Raw genomic sequence first — 17423 nt, forward strand, 5'->3', positions numbered from 1 at the left:
GTTTTTTTGCCTATTTTAAGCGGTGCTCATGAGTGCACTACATTCGGTTTTCAGTACTTTTGCTTCAGTAAAGCAAAAAAGCATGAGGGACTTCAAAGCTTATTTCATTATTCCCGCCGAACCCGAGGAAGTGTACCTGGCGCTGACCACAGAAATAACCATCAACCTGTGGACCGGCGAGGAAGCCACCATGGTTGCGGAACCGGATACGGAATTCTCCTTGTGGAGTGGTGCCATCGTAGGGAAGAACCTATCTTTCGTAAAGGATAAGGAAATCGTACAGCAGTGGTACTTCGGTGAAGACACGGAATCTATTGCCACCATCCGGCTGCATCCGCATAAGCGCGGTACGTCCATGGAGGTGCGGCAATCGGGTATCCCCGATGAGGCGTATGACGACATTGCCGACGGCTGGAACAACACTTACGCCGCGGCGCTGATTGATTTCTACCGCGAATAAACCGCTTGGCTCGCCAACATGCCCAACCATACGAGTGCGATACCCAGCACTACACTCAACACTGTATAGCCGATGGCCATAATTAGCTGCTGGTTTTCAATGAGCACCATGTTTTCGCTCGCAAAGGTGGAAAAGGTAGTATAACCGCCGCAAAAACCGGTAATGAGCAGAAATCGCATGGTGTTGTCGCTGTACGGTGGCTGTGCGAAGATACCGGCCAAGATACCGATCAGGAAACAGCCCGAAAGGTTAACCACCAGGGTAGGCAAGGGGAAGCCACCTTGTACGAATCTACTCGTAGCCACCGATACCAGAAACCGGAGCATACTGCCGATGCCGCCACCGATACCTACCAATAAAAGTTGTTTAATCATCACTGTTTTTTATAACCATCTGCCCAAGGGATCGGCTGCCATCTGCTAGCAACGCAAAGGTAATTAAAATAGTGGGCTTCAAAATGCAATTGGCAAAATACACTATTTTAGGTATTGTGTATCAGTGGGATACGTGCTAGCTTTGGATAAGCAAAACCAAAAGACGACCGCGTTGTTTGTACTAACGATAAGGAATAGGTAAGTTTGTCTAAGAGACTGAATGATATGGACACCAAGACCAAAGAAATATTGGAAGATGTGAAATACCGGCTCCAAGAAGCCAACGACAATGCGAATATTGCCAATTCGGAGCGGTTGTTGTCCGTGGCAGCGGGCGCTTTTGTGTTATACACGGGCATTACGCGCATGTTCAGGACACCACTTTCCTCGTTGGCAGAAGTAGCTGTTGGCGGCGCATTGATACTACGTGGCGCCACGGGCTATTGCCCGGTGAAGGATTCGGTGTGTTGCAATCGGCGCGCCGAGGGGGTGGAGCATATTGTAGCAGAGTAACTGCTCGTTTTGGCCGGCCGGCATTTTTTTCGATATTGGTTGGCTGAATATGGACTCCAATAGCTCAGCACTGCCTGAAGGCACAACGGACCAATTGAGCGGTACTAAGCGTGTGTTTTCTGGATCCCTGTGGGGGGTGTTGGCCAAAATAGTCGACGCGCTCGCCAAATTCGTTACCATTCCGCTGCTGGTCGGTTTTTATGGGAAAGCCGACTACGGATTAATTGCACTCGCTTTTTCGCTTAATGCTTACCTGCGCTTGATGGACTTGGGGTTCAACGTGGGAGCCGTGCGGTTTTTTTCGATGTGGACGGCGGACAGCAATTGGGAAAAAATAAGCCGGGTATCCCGTTCCAGTATTGTTTTTTATGGTGCCATAGGACTTATCAACGCCGTTATATTTCTGGTGATGTCTGTTCACGGGCAGCAGCTGTTCAACCTTGCCGATACGCAGTTGCCATTGTACCGGCAGATGATGTACGTGTTGGCACTTTCAACGGTGCTGAGCTGGCTTTCGGGCGTGGCGGTCCAGTTGTTGAGCGCCAAGGAAGAACTGGGTTTCGTAAACCGGATTACCGCTGTTAGCAGCGTCGTGAATTTCGTGGTCGCTTTGTTAGCCATCCAGTTGCACGTTACCTTGATTACCTATTTTATCGGCTATACGCTCGCTACCCTCATGCCCATCCCGTTTTATTTCTGGCGGTTAAAGGTCTTTCCAGTACCGCGGAATTCGCTATTGGCCCCCCGCTGGGATGGGGCTGCATTCCGAGAAATATTGATGTATAGCCTAGCGATTTTCGCGATGGGATTGTTTCAGCTGACGGCAAATAACCTCCGGCCGCTGCTGCTCGGCAAGTTTGCCGGCGGCATCGAAGTGCTTACCGATTACCGTGTTATCCAAACCATTGCGATGTTGATTGTGGCGTTCGGGGGTGTTTTTATGCAGGTGCTGCTACCGTCGGCATCAAAAGCCTACGCCACCGGCGACCATCAACGGATGGAACGTATGGTATTTAAAGCGACCGCGTACATCTCCATTTTTTTAAGCTTCATGGTATTCGTGTTGATCTTGAATGCAGATGAAATTTTGCTACTGTATATGGGTAACGCGTATAGCGGCCTGACGTTTTGGTTGTCCATATGGTTGCTCACGGTGTTGCTTTCCATGCACAACACCCCGGTGGCCAGCCTTGTCCTTTCCACGGGTAAAACACGTGCCCTTGTTTATTCGTCGGCCGTGGCCTGTATCGTTTCACTGCCCATCACGGTCATCTTTGCACCCCGCCTCCAGGTAGGTGCGGCGGTGTTGGGGTACTTGGTTTATATGGTGCTCCAAATAGGCTTCTTTTACCTCTATTACATCCCTAAGGTGCTCCATTTGGATGGGTTCCGTTTATTTAGCCGAGCCTTCCTACCGGCGGCAATTGGGGGTGTGGTCGCACTGGCGGCTGGGCATTATGCATCGGGGTGGCTACCCCAACGCGGCGTATATGGCACGGTTATCGTCAGTACGGCTATCTTTGGGTTGGTTTATGGTACGTATCTACGGTTATTTGTGCTCAAATCCGTAGCGATTCGTGAACTGAAGGAAACACTCATCGGGAAAGGAAAAAGGGATGCCTGAATTTTCGATTTGTATACCGGCATACAAAAGCCGTTTTCTAGCGGAGTGCATAGCGAGCATTCTGCGACAGTCGTATGTAGATTTCGAGGTGATTGTACTCAACGATTGTTCACCCGAGCCGGTGGAAGAAATTGTGCGCTCCTTTTCAGATACCCGTATCCGGTACTATGAGAATGAAAGCAACGTGGGGCCATTGCGCCTCACGGACAACTGGAATAGGTGCGTGGCACTCGCAGAGGGAGCGTATGTGGTAATCATGGGCGACGACGACCGGTTGGAGCGCGATTATCTCGAAGAGTTTATGACCTTGATGACTCATTATCCCGGCCTAGACGTGTATCATTGCCGGAGCCTCATTATCGACGACAGCGGTGATGCCATCCGGCTAACGCCTGCCGGTCCGTCATTCGAGCGGGTTTGCGACCATATTTGGCACCGATTGAACCAATGGCGGTCGCAGTACATTTCCGATTTCGTTTACCGAAGGGAAGCGCTTAGCAGGGAAGGGGGGTGCTATGCATTGCCCCTGGCGTGGGGGTCTGACGACATCACGGCCTACAAGGCATGCGCCGGAAAAGGCATGGCCCATACCAACAGGCCGGTATTCAATTATCGCCACCATAACCTTTCAATCACGTCGACCGGCAATGATCTCGAAAAGATGCGAGCCAATGTGTTATATGCGGTGTGGTTGCGTGGCTTTTTGGCAGACCACATCCCCCACGAAGCCGAAGAGGTGGTTTACCGTAATTTGCTTGAACAACAAGATAGGCTTATGCAGCAACGGAAGCAATTTACCATGGCCCTTTCCATGCGCCGCCACCGTGCGCGTCGGTTTTGGATGTGGTACAAACACCGGAAAGAATTTGGTCTCCGGCTCCATGACATTATCCTAGCGGCTGTAAAAGCACAGGGGCTTGCGAAACGAATGTAGCACTGAAGGATCATGGATATTATTTTCAATCCCCCCGCTAATGAAGAAAACCGGTACATCCAGCTATTGGTAAACGAACTGCGGGCCAAGGGGTACCGCATACATCCCCTAGATACCATTTTTTCCAGTCGGAAGCATTTCCGGTCCATCAAATTGGTACACCTCAACTGGTTTGAAAACATCGATGATCGTGGTTTTTTCGTTGCGTTGCGCAGTTTCCTGCGGAAGCTGACCGTGCTTGCCGTCATCCGGTTGAGTGGGAAACCCTTGATTTGGACCCTCCACAACCGCGTGTCGCACGAAAAAGGCGCTGCGTTTTTCAGCCATACCCTTATCCGCCTGCTGGTACGCTGGTCGGACCGCATCATCATCCATTCGGGCCAGTCGGAGGCCGTGCTGGCAACGTATGGGGCACAAGTATCTGAACGGGTAATCCATCTGCCACACCCACATTTCATTGGTGCATATGGGGATACCGTTTCGGCCACCACACGCCAAGGCGATAACTTGGACCTCCTGTTTATCGGCATGGTGAAGCCCTATAAAAACCTGGAGCTGCTTATCGATGTGGTACGCAAATTCGGCCCGCACGTACGGCTTACCATCGCCGGCAAAGCCATCGACGAAAGCTACCAGCAAACGCTTGCGAGCCGAGCAGAAAATACCGGGAATGTGACGTTATTGCCCTACTTTATACCCGATGGTGAAATAGCCGGAATGCTTGGTGAGGCGGATGCGGTTGTATCGCCATATGATTTGGCGAGCAGCCTCAATTCGGGCACCGTTATCTTGGCGTTTTCGTATAAGAAAACGGTCATATGCCCGGAAATCGGCACGATTTCGGGTCTAGGTAGCCGTATGGTGGATACCTTTTGTTATCGGTACGGTACCGATGAAGAACACCGAATGGCATTGACACAGCAAATTGAACAGGCGTTGGTGCGAAAGCGGGATGATCCGGCGGCGTTGGACCAAATGGGCGAGCGTCTATATAAACACGTGGCGGCGGCACACGATCCGCACCGCATCGGGGATGAGTTGGATCGGATATATCATTATTTCGTCGATAAGGATAATCCCAAAAGAGTGGACGGATGAAGATTTTATATATCCATGCGCTTTATGCGCCATACATAGCGGGGGGGGCGGAAATCTCACTGAAACTGTTGGTGGAGGGCATGCAGGCTATAGGGCATGAGGTTTCTGTATTGAGCCTGGTACCCAGTAAGGGACTGGGCAGCGATGTGGTGGACGGCGTAAAGGTATATCGCGCGGGGCTCAAAAACAACTATTGGCCGTTTACCAAAGAGCGCCCCGGCAAATTCCGCAGGTTGCGTTGGCACTTTCGCGATCGATACAACCGGGCCATGACCACCTACGTGCGCGAAGTGCTTGCTGCCGAGCAGCCTACGGTCGTGTCGTGCCACAACCTCGTGGGGTGGTCCATTGCCGTATGGGATGAGGTGCACCGTGCCGGTATCCCCATCGTGCAGGTGTTGCACGATATGTATCTACTCAGCCCGAACAGCACCCTTTTCAAGCAGGGATATACCCATGCCCGCCAAGATACAATCAGCCGGTTGCTGCGGCGAAGACACCGTTGGGCGTCTGCCCGATTGTCTGCCGTGGTGGGTATCAGCCGCAGTATAATGGACCGGTTTACCGAATACGGTTATTTTGAAAATGTACCCTGCTACGTGGTGCATAATGCACGCGACATCCCAGCGGCCGGACCGCCGCGCCATCGTAGCTCCGGCGACGGACTGACGGTTGGCTACATCGGTACGATATCTGCTACGAAGGGTGTGGAGTGGCTTATCAGCCAGTTTAAGGCAGCCCGTATCGACGGTCAGTTGCGTATTGCCGGAAAGGGGAAAGCGGAAGATATGCAGCGCGTTAAACAGCTGGCGGGTGCCGACAGCCGCATTGATTTCGTAGGCTACGTAGCTTCGGCAGATTTTTGCAAAACCGTCGACGTACTGGTTGTCCCTTCGCTTTGGGAAGAACCGCTGGGCATGGTGGCGGTAGAGGGCTTGGCAAACCATTTGCCGGTTGTGGTGAGCAACCGGGGCGGATTGAGGGAGACGGTTGTCGACGGCGAAAATGGTATGCATTGTGACCCCGATAAACCCGAGTCGCTCGGCCAAGCGCTGGTTACGCTATGGAAAGAAGTAGACGTCTATAACCGGATGGCCGCTGTGGCGCGGGACTCCGTCAGCGAATACCTCAGCGTGGAGCGTATGGTAAATGAATATGAACATATACTAGGTACAGCGCTAGCAGATCATGCAGGTACTTAAGAAAATAGCGAGGGGGCGGCCCATGCTGTGCGAGCTTTTGTTTTGTGTCGCGCTGCTGTCCGTTTTCCTACCGGTGAAGATCTATCCGCTGGTGTTTCTGGTGGCCACCCTCTTTTTTGCGCTTGCTACGCAGGTTTGGCTGCAGCATCGATGGTCGATGGCCCTTGCGGTATTTGCGGGGTACGCCATTGCGGTATTCCTCATGGGCCTGCCCGCCGAGCGGTGGCAGTTAACCAATTTCGCTAAATTGGTGGTCAACTTCACGTTTATGTATGTGGCCGTGGCATGGTTGGCACAACGGCAGAACGAACGCTTAGTGGGATGGGTAGATATCACCCTGCACATCGCGCTGGCACTGACGCTGTTGCAATTGCTGGCCTATCACCAGGCAGTCGATTTCCGATGGGTGGGTGGCGCCGCCACTTCGGCACAGGGCAGTGCATTATATCAGTCGGGATATTATTTTTGGGGATTGGACGACAAGAATATGTTCGGTGCCCGCATTGCCCTGCTGGGTTTTGTTTATGTGCTGCTGCCAACGGTGAGACAGCATGCCATCATATGGTGGCGCATTGTCTTGGTATTGCTGTTGGCCTGGCTGTCGCTATCGCGCACACCCGTAGTCGCACTCTTCATGGGCATCGGCTGCTTGGTATGGCTGGCGGCGACCGTACGGTGGCGTGTAGTGCTCGGGGTTATCGTGGCGTTGGCATTTCCGGTAGTCGCACAGCGGGTCATCCGGGTGGAGAACATCACTGCTTCCAACGATGGAATGGGGGTGCGGCTAACCTACTGGAAGGCATTTCTCGAACATTTTTCCACCATTTCGCCGTTGGGGAATGGGTTTCTGAGCGGGGGCGATTTCCTCGGGAGGTATGCGGATTTTTACCACGGCGAGCCCCATATCCACAATACGTTCTTGAGCGCTTATCTCGACTTCGGTGTGGTCGGCATTGTTTCTTACGTGTTGTTTCTCTATTATTATTTCCGGTTTTGTATGCGGATGCATGCCGACCGGTTATTCTGGTGGGTGGCCTTTATACCGCTGCTGGCCATCATGATGATCCTGTATTCAGGATACGACAATGATATCGTGCTTTATCTGGTGTTGATCTTTCTCCTCGGGAGCGCGGGACCGGTACCGGTGAAGCAATTAAAAGGGAGGGTCGCCTGATGCGTTTATTGATAGACCACAGGTGGGACGCCGATACAGGGATCGGTAAGCTATACCGCGAGGTGATGGCGCGCATACCTGCCCATATTTCACCTGCGTTTGTTGAGAGCAGTATGCGATTGGGCAACCTGTTGACGCCACTGATGCTTGCGCGCCAGATTCGTCAGCATGATGCCGATGTGTTCTACAGTCCGTCGTTTATGCCGCCGCTTTATAGTCACATTCCCGTGGTATTTACCATCCATGACCTGATGCACCTGTTTTATTACACCAAGTGGCACCGCCTGTATTACCAGCAGGTCATTGCACGCTTGGCGGCGAAGGCCGATCAGGTCATCACGGTCTCGCACTTCAGCAAGGGGCAACTGGTCGATTTGCTGGGCATCGATGAAGGGCTGATTACTGTGGTGTATAACGGCGTGGACGACCGTTACCGGACGAATAAAGAGGCCTACGAAAGTGATGTGCCTTATTTCCTGTATGTGGGCAACCGGCGGGCGAACAAAAATATTCGAGCTATGCTGGAAGCTTTCGCCCACGCAGCTATTCCACAGGATTTCCAATTTTTCCTTACCGGGGCCAGAGATCGGGAAACGTTGGCCATCATTGAACGGCTTGGTATCGGTAAGCGGGTCCGGTTTTTGGGGCATGTGTCCGAAGAAAGGCTCCCTGCACTGTATCGCGGAGCACAGGCGACGCTATTCGTGTCGCTGATGGAAGGGTTTGGCCTGCCGGTTATCGAATCCATGGCGGCGGGTACACCGGTGCTCACGTCTACGGCCGGTCCGCTGCCCGAGGTAGCCGGTGATGCCGCTTTGTGTGTGGACCCCGGCGATGTGGCAGCCATCACCGGCGGTATAGAAGTGCTGGCCAACGATAGCAGCCGGCACCGGCTGCTTACCGAGGCCGGACTAAGCCGGGCAGCCCAATTTACGTGGGATAATACCGCAACCCGTACGTGGGAAGCGATAACGAATACAAAACGAAGATGAAGGAACGGATGGATAGGCTATGTTTTGTTTGGCTGCTCGTGGTATCGATCACAGCATGTGGCGGAGAAACGCGTTCGCAAGCCGATTTACCGACGCTCGGTACCGGTAAACGTATCAATGTAATGGACTATGGTGCTGTGGGCGACGGGAACAGGGATGACAGTGAGGCGATACAGCGTGCTGTGGATAGCGCCGGGGTGGGTGATACGGTGTATCTGCCCAAAGGGACCTATCTGGTCCGCTCCATCCGGCTGGTGTCTAATGTGCACGTCGTCGCCGACGGCCTATTGAAGCAATCGGCAGCACTGTCGGCGCCGTTCGCGGTCGAACAACAACATTCGCCGGCACCACTCTTCAGGGCACATCGCATATCAAATGTGTACCTCTCGGTACGCGCCGAAACGGTGAACGAAGCCATCTATGCGTCTCAATGCAGCAATATTACCGTGGCGGATAGCCACTTTGGAGGCGATTCGACCAATCGTCGGTCGTTCCCAGCGGTGCTGTGGTACGATTGCTCGGCATCGCGGGTGGTGGGAACTACCATCAGCCACTACGGCAGTGCAAGGCAATCCACCGAAACCTATCATCCCGGCACTGCCATCCGCGTGCTGTCTAGCAGTGGGATAACGATTGCTAACAACCATCTCCATCACAACGGCGAAAATGGCGTTTTCATCCACGATAGCGAAGATGTGGAAATTGACGGCAACCATATACACCACAACGGGATGAGCGGTATTCAAGTAGCCTTCAATGCGGCCGAACGGGTGGCCAATTACCGCATCACCAACAACCGCCTGGAACACAATGCGGCTGATGCCGTAGACATCAACAACCGGGCGCACGGCCAAGTGGTGGCTATCAACGCGCTCATTGCGGGCAATTACAGCTACCAAAACGGCTCCGTAAATGGGAAATCCACACCCGACGGATCGGGTATAGGCACGTTGATCGGGGTGTCGGGGGTAACCCTGAGCGGCAACCGGGCATTTGGCAATAATCGACCGGCCCTTTACATAGAGGGATGCGGGGACATCACGGCCAACCGGAACGTGACGGATGGGGCGTTTGAACTTGTTGGCCGGTGGGAGCATATACGGATGGAAGGGAACACATTCCGTACCCTACGCCTACTAGCGAATGCCAGCGGAGCGCTATTGGATATCCGGCATGGCCAAATAGACCGTGTAATGCTACCAAATGGTATTCAAATCGATTCCCTGCGCCTCATGGAAAACGAAATTGCCAGCGGGCCCATCAATGTCAACATGGATGGGTACTTCAAGTTTGAAGGTAACCGCCTCACAAGCGGCCATGAATCAGGCGCATTGCTCCTTGTGAAAGTAGCGGGCGCCTCGCTGCTCGGTAATCACATTTTCAACACAAAGAACGCCGCCATCACGGTTCGGAAAACTGCTTTGGGTGTACGCATAGATAGCAATTTCGTGACCTCCGGCGGTACATGGATACATGATTTCCGGCCACCCGACATCAAAATCAACAAAAATAAGGTCCGTGAAAACGTCAACATGGCGGAGCAGCGATGAAGGTGAACCTGTATATACCGACGTTAAATGGCGGCCCGAGGTTTGTGGAGTTGCTGGGCATGCTAGCCCAACAGACCCATCCGGTACAGCGTTGTGTGGTGATCGATTCGGGTTCGACGGACGGTACTGTGGAAACTGCCCTTGCCCACGGTCATACGGTGATTGGCCTCGGTGGCAAGGCGTTCGACCATGGCGGCACGCGCCAACGGGCCATCGACGCCTACCCCGATGCCGATATCTATGGCTTGTTGACACAGGATGCTATTCCTGCCGATGCATCAGCGCTCGCCACTTTGATGCATGCATTTGATCACCCCGAAGTAGGGGTGGCCTACGGCAGGCAGCTGCCACGTAGCGGAGCTACGCTGCTGGAACGCCACGCCCGTTTGTTCAATTATCCGGCATATAGCCAACTGCGTACCCGCGCCGATGCACCGACCTATGGTATCAAAACCATCTCCTGCTCCAATTCATTCGCGGCCTATCGTCGCGATGCACTCCAACAAGTAGGTGGTTTCCCACAGGGTACCATTATGGGCGAAGACGTAATTGTCGCCGGCCGGCTGCTACTGCGCCATTGGAAAATGGCCTATGTGGCGGACGCGCGCGTTTATCACTCGCATCACTACACCATCCGCGAGGAGTTTGAGCGGTACTTCGATATCGGTGTGTTCCATAGCGACAACCCCTGGATATTCGACACGTTTGGAAGGGCAGGTGGCGAAGGGTTACGCTACGTAAAATCAGAAGTAAGCTACATAGGTCGCCGGAATCCGTTGTTGCTCCCAACCGTTGGCTGTTCCATTCTGGCGAAAGGGTTGGGGTACCGATTGGGTCTTTCCTATCGTAATCTACCCCTTAAATTCCGCAAAGCGTTCTCCATGTATAAAGGGTATTGGTCGTAATTCCGTGGCCAGCTTATACCCTATTGTGTGGAATTTTTCTACACGCGCCAGGGGCCCTCTCGACGCCTAAACCCGCTATATTATCCGCATGGAGCATAAATGGTGATTTTCACAGACTGGCACTTAATTCGTGTTAAACTACAAGTTATTAAGTGAAGAAGATCCATGGGTAGAGAAAATCAAATACAGCAATTGACCTATAAAGTCGATAACCCGATATACGAGCTCATCAGCTATCCGGCCGTATTCCGTGTCGACCTTAACGCGATAAAAAGGAAGCTTTTGGTTTACCAAGAGACCATCGTGATTAAACGGATAGTCGACGTCGTATTCTCGTCGTTTGTGTTAACGCTTGGGTTGCCCATATACATGCTCTTGATGTTGATTACGAAGATTACATCACGAGGTCCTATATTTTTCAAGCAAGAGCGGGTCGGTCAAGGCGAGCAGCCCTTTTTTATCTATAAATTCCGCAGCATGCAGGTAGACGCTGAAAAGGCGGGGCCGCAATTGGCGTCGGACGATGATCCCCGGATCACCAAGTGGGGTAAATTCATGCGGAAAACGCATCTCGATGAACTGCCTCAATTCTGGAACGTACTGAAGGGCGATATGGCCATTGTTGGTCCACGTCCCGAGCGTCGGCATTTCATCGAAGAGATCAAGGCGCACAAACGCGAATACATGCAGCTCTTCCGGCTCAAGCCCGGTATCACTTCCATTGGGCAGGTGTATTATGGCTATGCGGAAAACGTATATCAGATGTGCGAACGGGTTGATTACGACCTGGATTACCTATCGAGTATGAGCCTGAGAACCGATGTCGGCATCATTATGCAAACCGTGAAGGCGATGATCCAAGGGAAGGGGAAATAGCGGGGTTTGAAAAAATAATTAGTAGCCTAAGTAACAATCGGCGTATTTGGACGTCTTGATAGAATGAACCAAACGTCCGCGAGTGCACCATCGCTTACCCGCTACCAAGTCTTGGTAATCGTTATTTTAGCCGTCACTCAGTTTACGGTTGTCCTCGATTTCATGATCATGTCGCCGCTGGGCGATATCTTGATGAAGTCCATGCACCTCATTCCGTCTGAATTCGGACTAGCGGTATCTGCCTATGCTTTTAGCGCTGGCTTTTCGGGATTCCTTACCGCCGGCTTTTCCGACAAATTCGACCGCAAGAAACTTTTGCTTTTCTTTTACGTGGGTTTCGTGTTCGGTACCGTGTTGTGCGGCATTGCACATACTTATTGGTTTTTAGTCGCAGCTCGGGTCATTACCGGGCTGTTCGGTGGGGTTATCGGATCCATCTCCATGGCCATCGTTGCCGACCTGTTTGTGCTGCAGCAGCGTGGCCGTGTGCTGGGGTTCGTGCAGATGGCATTTGGCGCCAGCCAGGTGCTGGGCATTCCCATCGGTCTGTATATTGCTACCAGCTGGGGCTGGGAAATGCCGTTCCTCATGGTCGCCGCACTGGGCGTGGCGATGATTGCCGTTATCGGTATCTACCTTCAGCCTATTAACGAGCACCTGCGTGTTAAAAGTGAAAAATCTGCCTTTACCCACCTTTGGCATACGCTAGCCCGCCGGGACTACCGGATTGGCTTCGCAGCGACCGCGCTGCTTTCGGTGGGCGGCTTTATGATGATGCCTTTCGGCAGCGCCTTTGCCATTAATAATCTCCACGTCACAGAGCATCAGTTGCCACTTCTGTTTATGGTGGCGGGGCTCGGCACCTTGGTCATCATGCCGTTTATCGGTCGCCTGAGCGATCGCGCAGATAAGTACAAGTTGTTTGTCATCGCTTCACTGTGGTTGATGGCGATGTGCATCTGGTACACGAACCTGTCGGTGGTGCCGCTGTGGGTGGCCATCGCACTGAATGTCTTGCTGATGGCGGGCGTCACTAGCCGGATGATCCCTTCGTCGGCGTTGACAAGTGCTGTGCCCGAGCTGAAAGACCGGGGTGCATTCATGAGTGTCAATGCTTCGTTACAGCAGCTCGCCGGCGGTATAGCCGCCTTCCTGGCCGGAAAGATCGTCGTGCAGGAAACGAACTTTAGCCCCCTTGAACATTACGACACCGTGGGTTATGTGGTGGTGGCTTTTTCTATACTCGGTCTGTTTTTCATGTACCGGGTGGATCAGTTGGTGAAAAGACAGCGTGTATCCCGCTAGCAATCCCGCTTGACTCGTATGAAGTAAATGTTACCTTTGCTTATCAAGGCAAGCGTAAGTTAATCCTAGCCAATTGCCAATTTTATGAGTGAGCAAACAGATACATCAATGAAAAAATTAAGGAGCTCGGATTGGTTCGGCCGTTCGGGTAAAGACGGGTTCATCTACCGCGCGTGGATGAAGAACCAAGGCATCCCTGCCGACATGTTCCGCGGTAAACCGGTCATCGGTATATGTAACACCTGGTCGGAGCTGACGCCATGCAACGCGCATTTCCGTGAGCTGGCCGAGTCGGTGAAGCGCGGCGTGTTGGAGGCCGGTGGTTTGCCGGTAGAGTTTCCGGTGATGTCGCTCGGCGAGACGCTGATGAAACCTACGGCGATGCTTTTCCGCAACCTGGCCAGCATGGATGTCGAGGAATCTATCCGGGCCAACCCGGTGGATGGCGTTATTCTGCTATGCGGATGCGACAAGACTACCCCATCGCTGGTCATGGGTGCGTGTAGCGTTGACCTGCCCACCATCGTGGTGTCGGGTGGGCCCATGCTGACGGGGAAGTACCGCGGCAAAAGTATCGGTACGAGCGACGTGTGGCGTTTTTCGGAGGATGCCCGGAAAGGGGCGATGAGTGAAGAAGAGCTGAACCTGGCAGAGGGGGGCATGTGCCGGAGTCGCGGGCATTGCGCGGTAATGGGCACCGCCTCTTCCATGGCGAGCATGGTGGAAGCATTGGGTATCAGCCTGCCGGGCAATGCGGCCATACCCGCGGCGGATGCGAACCGTAAAGTGCTGGCGCAGCTCTCGGGCCGCCGCATCGTGGAAATGGTTTGGGAGGGAATGAAGCTGTCGGATATCCTCACCCGTCCGGCATTCGAAAACGCCATCCGAACGAACGCAGCTATCGGCGGGTCGACGAACTTTGCCATCCACCTGATGGCCATCGCCGGCCGGATAGGCGCGGAGCTGGAGCTTGAAGATTTCGACCGGTTCTCGCGCGATGTGCCCCTGGTGGCCAACCTGCAACCTTCTGGACAATATTTCATGGAAGACCTGTATTATGCGGGCGGACTGCCGGCCGTGATGCACGCCATCGAACGGTACCTCCATACCGATGCATTGACCGTGAACGGCAAGACCATGGGAGAGAACATTGTGGGCTGCGAAAGCTTGAATGCGACCGTTATCGCTACGGTCGACGAGCCCATCAACCCGATATCAGGCATGGTCGTGCTTCGGGGTAACTTATGCGAAAATGGCGCTATCTTGAAGCCATCGGCGGCATCACCGGAACTGATGCAGCATACCGGTAAAGCGGTGGTGTTTGAGGATATCGAAGATTACAAACGCAAGATAGACGACCCCGAACTTGACGTGGATGCGACCTCGGTACTGGTGTTGAAAAACGTCGGACCGAAGGGATACCCCGGTATGCCCGAAGTGGGCAATATGGGTGTCCCGATGAAACTCTTGGAAAAGGGTGTTACGGACATGGTTCGCATCTCCGATGGCCGGATGAGCGGTACGGGTTTCGGTACGGTCGTATTGCATGTTTCGCCGGAGGCCGCTGCCGGAGGTACGTTGGCGCTGGTGGTAGATGGCGACCTGATCAGGCTGGATGTGGCCGGCAGGCGACTGGAACTGCTGGTCGACGAAGCGGAACTGGCCAAACGGCGGGAGCAGATGCAAATGGTTGCCAACCCGTTTCCGCGGGGCTATGCCAAATTGTATGTAGACCACGTGGAGCAGGCGCACCTCGGTGCCGACTTCGATTTCCTGAAGGGGGGCTCGGGGAGTGAGGTATCGCGCGATTCGCATTGATAAAAATAACAGAGACATTAAATGGATAAAACGACGATGGGTAGATTTGCTGGCAAAACAGCCGTCATAACGGGGGCCGGACAAGGTATCGGGTTTGAAATAGCGCGCCAGCTGGTATCGGAAGGGGCCAATGTGCTGCTGAATGACATCGATGAAGCCTTGGCGGAATCGGCGGTAGCACAGATCGGTAAGGAAGGGAAATGCCTGGCATGCCCGGGCGATTCGGGTGATCTCGCGTTCATCGACGGGATGGTGAAATGTGCGGTCGCTGAGACAGGCACATTGGATATCGTCATCGCCAACGCAGGGATTACGCTGTTCGGAGATTTCCTGCAGTACACGCCGGAGGCATTCCAGAAGGTAATGGCCGTGAATCTCGGGGGTACGTTTTTCCTTGCCCAAGCGGCGGCAAAAGAGCTGATCCGGCAGGGGCGTGGCGGCTCCATGCTGTTTACCTCATCGGTAACGGGGCACCAGGCCCATAAAAACCTGGCCGCTTACGGGATGTCAAAGGCGGCGTTGGAGATGCTTGCCAAGCACCTGGTACTCGAACTTTCGCCCCACGGTATCAACGTGAATGCAGTCGCTCCGGGCGCCACGCTTACGGAACGGACAGCGGAAGATGCCGAATATGCAGCAACCTGGTCGTCGATCACGCCGATGGGCAGGGCCGCCACACCGCGCGATATCGCATCGACAGCACTGTTTCTGGTCAGCGACACGGCACGGCACATTACGGGGCAAACGGTGGTGGTAGATGGGGGATGGTCAACGGTCAGTCCTTCGCCGTATTGAAATTAGGTGTCTCGCTGCACCGACAACGAGCTGCTAGCACTATGATGTCGTCAAATAGTTTCATTCTTCCATTTCTGATATTTTTCTTTCAAGCAATGTCCGCAAGGACGGAAACCGTTTTTCATTGCTTCCTTTTCCGATAAAAAGAAAACTCTGTTTTCTCTTTTCATTTTCTTGCCCGAAGCACAAGACAAAGTTCCGTAAATTTTAAGTTTGCAATTTCCACCAAAACAAATTTCTTTTTGTTTGAGTTTGTAGTGCAAATCGCTGTCGGATATTTCGCTGTGTCTTATCATTACTAACTTATGGCATCGTGAAAAATAATGCCCAAAGTATAGCGTTCTCCGCTGTGGATTTCGCTTACACCGTGCTTCATATTTATCCGGTAATAACCTTTTGTGCCTTTTTCGGGTTTGAAATTGGTTGTAAAAATCAGCATATCGCCTTTTTTCGGTTTTAATACAATGGCTTTGGATTGTGCTCTTGGGATTTGTTGTGTCAATACAAATTCGCCACCTGTAAAATCTTGGTCGGGTTCGTTCAAAAACAAAACGGTCTGTATCGGAAAATAAACATCGCCATACAAATCCTGATGTAACGTATTGAAACCGCCTTTGCCGTATTTCAAAATCAGAACAGTAGCTTTTTGCTGTCCTTTTTGGTGGCATTGGTGCAACAATTGGTTGTGTTCTAACGGAAATTGCTTATCAATATTCAATGCCATAAACCAAGCGTTTGCAATGGGTGCAAGGTGCGGATAAATGTTTGCTCTGATTTGCTGAATAATGTCGGGCAACGGATAATTGAAATACTTGTATTCGCCCAAACCAAAACGGTAGTGTTCCATTACTACCGTTTTTCTGTAAGCGTTTGGGTTATTGTATTCCGATTTCAGTATTTCGCATCGTTTGTCTGATAACAGGTTTGGAATAATGGCATAACCGTTTGTGTGCATTGTTTCGGTTATGTTTTGCCAATCTGTATTTTGTAACTTCTGCTTTATCATTTTATAACTAAAATTCCTGCGTCCACCGTTAATTCCGTTCCGTGTATGTATGAGGCTTCCTGCGAAGCAAGAAATAATACGGCATTGGCAATTTCCGCAGGTTCGCCAAATCTTTTGAAAGGAATAGTAGGAATAATGCTTTGAATAGCTCCCTCAATTTGTTCAGAACTTAAACCTGTATTATTAAATCCGTTTGTTTTGATGTAACCCGGACTGATACCGTTTACACGAATGCCTTTTTCGGTAAGCTCCGAAGCAAAAGTTTTAATGAACGATTGAACGGCTGATTTTGCCGAAGAATAAACAGAAAAATTTTGCATACCCATTCCTGTAACTACCGATGTATTGAGTATGATTGCACTTCCTTTATTCATCAATGGTACTATTTGCTGAACGGTAAAAAAGGTTCCCTTTACCAACATATTGAACAACTCGTCAAAATGGGCTTCATCGGCAAACTCAACAGGTGCAAACTTTCCGTAACCTGCATTGACAAAGAGCAAATCAATGTGGTCTGTGTATTGTTTTACTTGTTCCTGCAAAAGCATTATATCTTCCATACTGCTTGCATTGGACACAATACCAAACGCATTTTTTCCTAACCGCCCTACGGCTTTGTTTACGGTTTCGGCACTTCGTCCTGTAATGATTACTTTACCGCTTTCATTGATGAATTGTTGGGCTGTGGCAAATCCCATTCCGTTTGTTCCGCCTGTGATAAGAGCGATTTTGTCTTCAAATCTTTGCATTGTTTTTCGTTTTAAAATTCTGTTGCAAAGATTGGATTGTGTATTGTG

General features: G+C 52.0%; 18 protein-coding genes. 14 read left to right on the forward strand and 4 right to left on the reverse strand.

Annotation, left to right across the window (positions count from 1 at the left end; all coding sequences use genetic code 11):
- Window positions 1-82: 82 nt before the first annotated feature.
- The gene (locus tag U9S71_RS16410) at window positions 83-460 is read left to right on the forward strand and encodes an SRPBCC domain-containing protein (protein ID WP_326328706.1); all 378 of its coding nucleotides are present in this window, start codon (window positions 83-85) and stop codon (window positions 458-460) included.
- Here the strand turns inward: U9S71_RS16410 and crcB are convergent.
- The gene (gene crcB / locus U9S71_RS16415) at window positions 448-834 is read right to left on the reverse strand and encodes a fluoride efflux transporter CrcB (protein ID WP_326328707.1); all 387 of its coding nucleotides are present in this window, start codon (window positions 832-834) and stop codon (window positions 448-450) included. The genes U9S71_RS16410 and crcB overlap by 13 nt on opposite strands.
- A gap of 225 nt (window positions 835-1059) precedes the next feature.
- On the opposite strand from crcB, the gene U9S71_RS16420 reads away from it, so the two are divergent.
- From U9S71_RS16420 to U9S71_RS16480, 13 genes are all read left to right on the forward strand, one after another.
- Window positions 1060-1347: a YgaP family membrane protein gene (locus tag U9S71_RS16420; RefSeq protein ID WP_326328708.1), complete on the forward strand. Its 288-nt coding sequence runs from the start codon at window positions 1060-1062 to the stop codon at window positions 1345-1347.
- 49 nt (window positions 1348-1396) lie between these two features.
- Window positions 1397-2971: a lipopolysaccharide biosynthesis protein gene (locus U9S71_RS16425; protein WP_326328709.1), complete on the forward strand. Its 1575-nt coding sequence runs from the start codon at window positions 1397-1399 to the stop codon at window positions 2969-2971.
- Complete coding sequence (locus U9S71_RS16430) at window positions 2964-3905, forward strand: glycosyltransferase family 2 protein (protein ID WP_326328710.1); 942 nt, start codon at window positions 2964-2966, stop codon at window positions 3903-3905. The genes U9S71_RS16425 and U9S71_RS16430 overlap by 8 nt, the downstream gene beginning before the upstream one ends.
- A 12-nt stretch (window positions 3906-3917) precedes the next feature.
- Window positions 3918-5003, forward strand: a complete 1086-nt coding sequence (locus U9S71_RS16435) for a glycosyltransferase family 4 protein (RefSeq protein ID WP_326328711.1) — start codon at window positions 3918-3920, stop codon at window positions 5001-5003.
- Window positions 5000-6205, forward strand: a complete 1206-nt coding sequence (locus U9S71_RS16440; RefSeq protein ID WP_326328712.1) for a glycosyltransferase family 4 protein — start codon at window positions 5000-5002, stop codon at window positions 6203-6205. Before U9S71_RS16435 ends, U9S71_RS16440 begins: the two co-directional genes overlap by 4 nt.
- The gene (locus tag U9S71_RS16445) at window positions 6192-7379 is read left to right on the forward strand and encodes an O-antigen ligase family protein (RefSeq protein ID WP_326328713.1); all 1188 of its coding nucleotides are present in this window, start codon (window positions 6192-6194) and stop codon (window positions 7377-7379) included. Before U9S71_RS16440 ends, U9S71_RS16445 begins: the two co-directional genes overlap by 14 nt.
- Complete coding sequence (locus tag U9S71_RS16450; RefSeq protein ID WP_326328714.1) at window positions 7379-8371, forward strand: glycosyltransferase family 4 protein; 993 nt, start codon at window positions 7379-7381, stop codon at window positions 8369-8371. The genes U9S71_RS16445 and U9S71_RS16450 overlap by 1 nt, the downstream gene beginning before the upstream one ends.
- On the forward strand, window positions 8338-9921 hold the full coding sequence (locus U9S71_RS16455; protein WP_326328715.1) for a right-handed parallel beta-helix repeat-containing protein: 1584 nt from the start codon (window positions 8338-8340) through the stop codon (window positions 9919-9921). The genes U9S71_RS16450 and U9S71_RS16455 overlap by 34 nt, the downstream gene beginning before the upstream one ends.
- Window positions 9918-10826 (forward strand): glycosyltransferase family 2 protein, encoded by a 909-nt coding sequence (locus U9S71_RS16460; RefSeq protein ID WP_326328716.1) that lies wholly within the window; start codon window positions 9918-9920, stop codon window positions 10824-10826. Before U9S71_RS16455 ends, U9S71_RS16460 begins: the two co-directional genes overlap by 4 nt.
- 165 nt (window positions 10827-10991) lie before the next feature.
- Entirely contained in the window at window positions 10992-11702 is a 711-nt protein-coding gene (locus U9S71_RS16465) for a sugar transferase (RefSeq protein ID WP_326328717.1), read from the forward strand.
- A 63-nt stretch (window positions 11703-11765) separates the two neighbouring features.
- Window positions 11766-13007, forward strand: a complete 1242-nt coding sequence (locus U9S71_RS16470) for an MFS transporter (RefSeq protein ID WP_326328718.1) — start codon at window positions 11766-11768, stop codon at window positions 13005-13007.
- Window positions 13008-13115: 108 nt separating this feature from the next.
- On the forward strand, window positions 13116-14825 hold the full coding sequence (locus U9S71_RS16475) for an IlvD/Edd family dehydratase (protein ID WP_326328719.1): 1710 nt from the start codon (window positions 13116-13118) through the stop codon (window positions 14823-14825).
- Window positions 14826-14846: 21 nt separating this feature from the next.
- A complete protein-coding gene (locus tag U9S71_RS16480; RefSeq protein ID WP_326328720.1) occupies window positions 14847-15620 on the forward strand; it encodes an SDR family NAD(P)-dependent oxidoreductase in 774 nt (257 codons plus the stop codon).
- Between the two features lie 50 nt (window positions 15621-15670).
- Here U9S71_RS16480 and U9S71_RS16485 read toward each other — a convergent pair whose 3' ends face one another.
- Genes U9S71_RS16485 through U9S71_RS16495 form a run of 3 tightly spaced genes read right to left on the reverse strand, consistent with a single transcriptional unit; the run spans window position 15671 to window position 17375 of the window.
- Complete coding sequence (locus tag U9S71_RS16485) at window positions 15671-15916, reverse strand: Ada metal-binding domain-containing protein (RefSeq protein ID WP_326328721.1); 246 nt, start codon at window positions 15914-15916, stop codon at window positions 15671-15673.
- Window positions 15917-15918: 2 nt separating this feature from the next.
- Window positions 15919-16626, reverse strand: coding sequence for a 2OG-Fe(II) oxygenase (locus U9S71_RS16490; protein WP_326328722.1), 708 nt, complete (start codon window positions 16624-16626; stop codon window positions 15919-15921).
- On the reverse strand, window positions 16623-17375 hold the full coding sequence (locus U9S71_RS16495) for an SDR family oxidoreductase (RefSeq protein WP_326328723.1): 753 nt from the start codon (window positions 17373-17375) through the stop codon (window positions 16623-16625). The genes U9S71_RS16490 and U9S71_RS16495 overlap by 4 nt, the downstream gene beginning before the upstream one ends.
- Window positions 17376-17423: the final 48 nt, after the last annotated feature.

The sequence above is a fragment of the Parapedobacter flavus genome, from assembly GCF_035818675.1.
In the GTDB taxonomy this organism is placed as follows: domain Bacteria; phylum Bacteroidota; class Bacteroidia; order Sphingobacteriales; family Sphingobacteriaceae; genus Parapedobacter; species Parapedobacter flavus.

Excerpts from the sequence above, each read along its gene's own strand:
- U9S71_RS16430 (WP_326328710.1), top strand. The coding sequence starts at position 2,964 with ATGCCTGAATTTTCGATTTGTATACCGGCATACAAAAGCCGTTTTCTA.
- U9S71_RS16450 (WP_326328714.1), top strand. The coding sequence starts at position 7,379 with ATGCGTTTATTGATAGACCACAGGTGGGACGCCGATACAGGGATCGGT.
- U9S71_RS16445 (WP_326328713.1), top strand. The coding sequence starts at position 6,192 with ATGCAGGTACTTAAGAAAATAGCGAGGGGGCGGCCCATGCTGTGCGAG.
- U9S71_RS16470 (WP_326328718.1), top strand. The coding sequence starts at position 11,766 with ATGAACCAAACGTCCGCGAGTGCACCATCGCTTACCCGCTACCAAGTC.
- U9S71_RS16485 (WP_326328721.1), bottom strand. The coding sequence starts at position 15,916 with ATGATAAGACACAGCGAAATATCCGACAGCGATTTGCACTACAAACTC.
- U9S71_RS16420 (WP_326328708.1), top strand. The coding sequence starts at position 1,060 with ATGGACACCAAGACCAAAGAAATATTGGAAGATGTGAAATACCGGCTC.
- U9S71_RS16440 (WP_326328712.1), top strand. The coding sequence starts at position 5,000 with ATGAAGATTTTATATATCCATGCGCTTTATGCGCCATACATAGCGGGG.
- U9S71_RS16465 (WP_326328717.1), top strand. The coding sequence starts at position 10,992 with ATGGGTAGAGAAAATCAAATACAGCAATTGACCTATAAAGTCGATAAC.
- crcB (WP_326328707.1), bottom strand. The coding sequence starts at position 834 with ATGATTAAACAACTTTTATTGGTAGGTATCGGTGGCGGCATCGGCAGT.
- U9S71_RS16425 (WP_326328709.1), top strand. The coding sequence starts at position 1,397 with ATGGACTCCAATAGCTCAGCACTGCCTGAAGGCACAACGGACCAATTG.
- U9S71_RS16480 (WP_326328720.1), top strand. The coding sequence starts at position 14,847 with ATGGATAAAACGACGATGGGTAGATTTGCTGGCAAAACAGCCGTCATA.
- U9S71_RS16410 (WP_326328706.1), top strand. The coding sequence starts at position 83 with ATGAGGGACTTCAAAGCTTATTTCATTATTCCCGCCGAACCCGAGGAA.
- U9S71_RS16460 (WP_326328716.1), top strand. The coding sequence starts at position 9,918 with ATGAAGGTGAACCTGTATATACCGACGTTAAATGGCGGCCCGAGGTTT.
- U9S71_RS16490 (WP_326328722.1), bottom strand. The coding sequence starts at position 16,626 with ATGATAAAGCAGAAGTTACAAAATACAGATTGGCAAAACATAACCGAA.
- U9S71_RS16435 (WP_326328711.1), top strand. The coding sequence starts at position 3,918 with ATGGATATTATTTTCAATCCCCCCGCTAATGAAGAAAACCGGTACATC.
- U9S71_RS16475 (WP_326328719.1), top strand. The coding sequence starts at position 13,116 with ATGAAAAAATTAAGGAGCTCGGATTGGTTCGGCCGTTCGGGTAAAGAC.
- U9S71_RS16495 (WP_326328723.1), bottom strand. The coding sequence starts at position 17,375 with ATGCAAAGATTTGAAGACAAAATCGCTCTTATCACAGGCGGAACAAAC.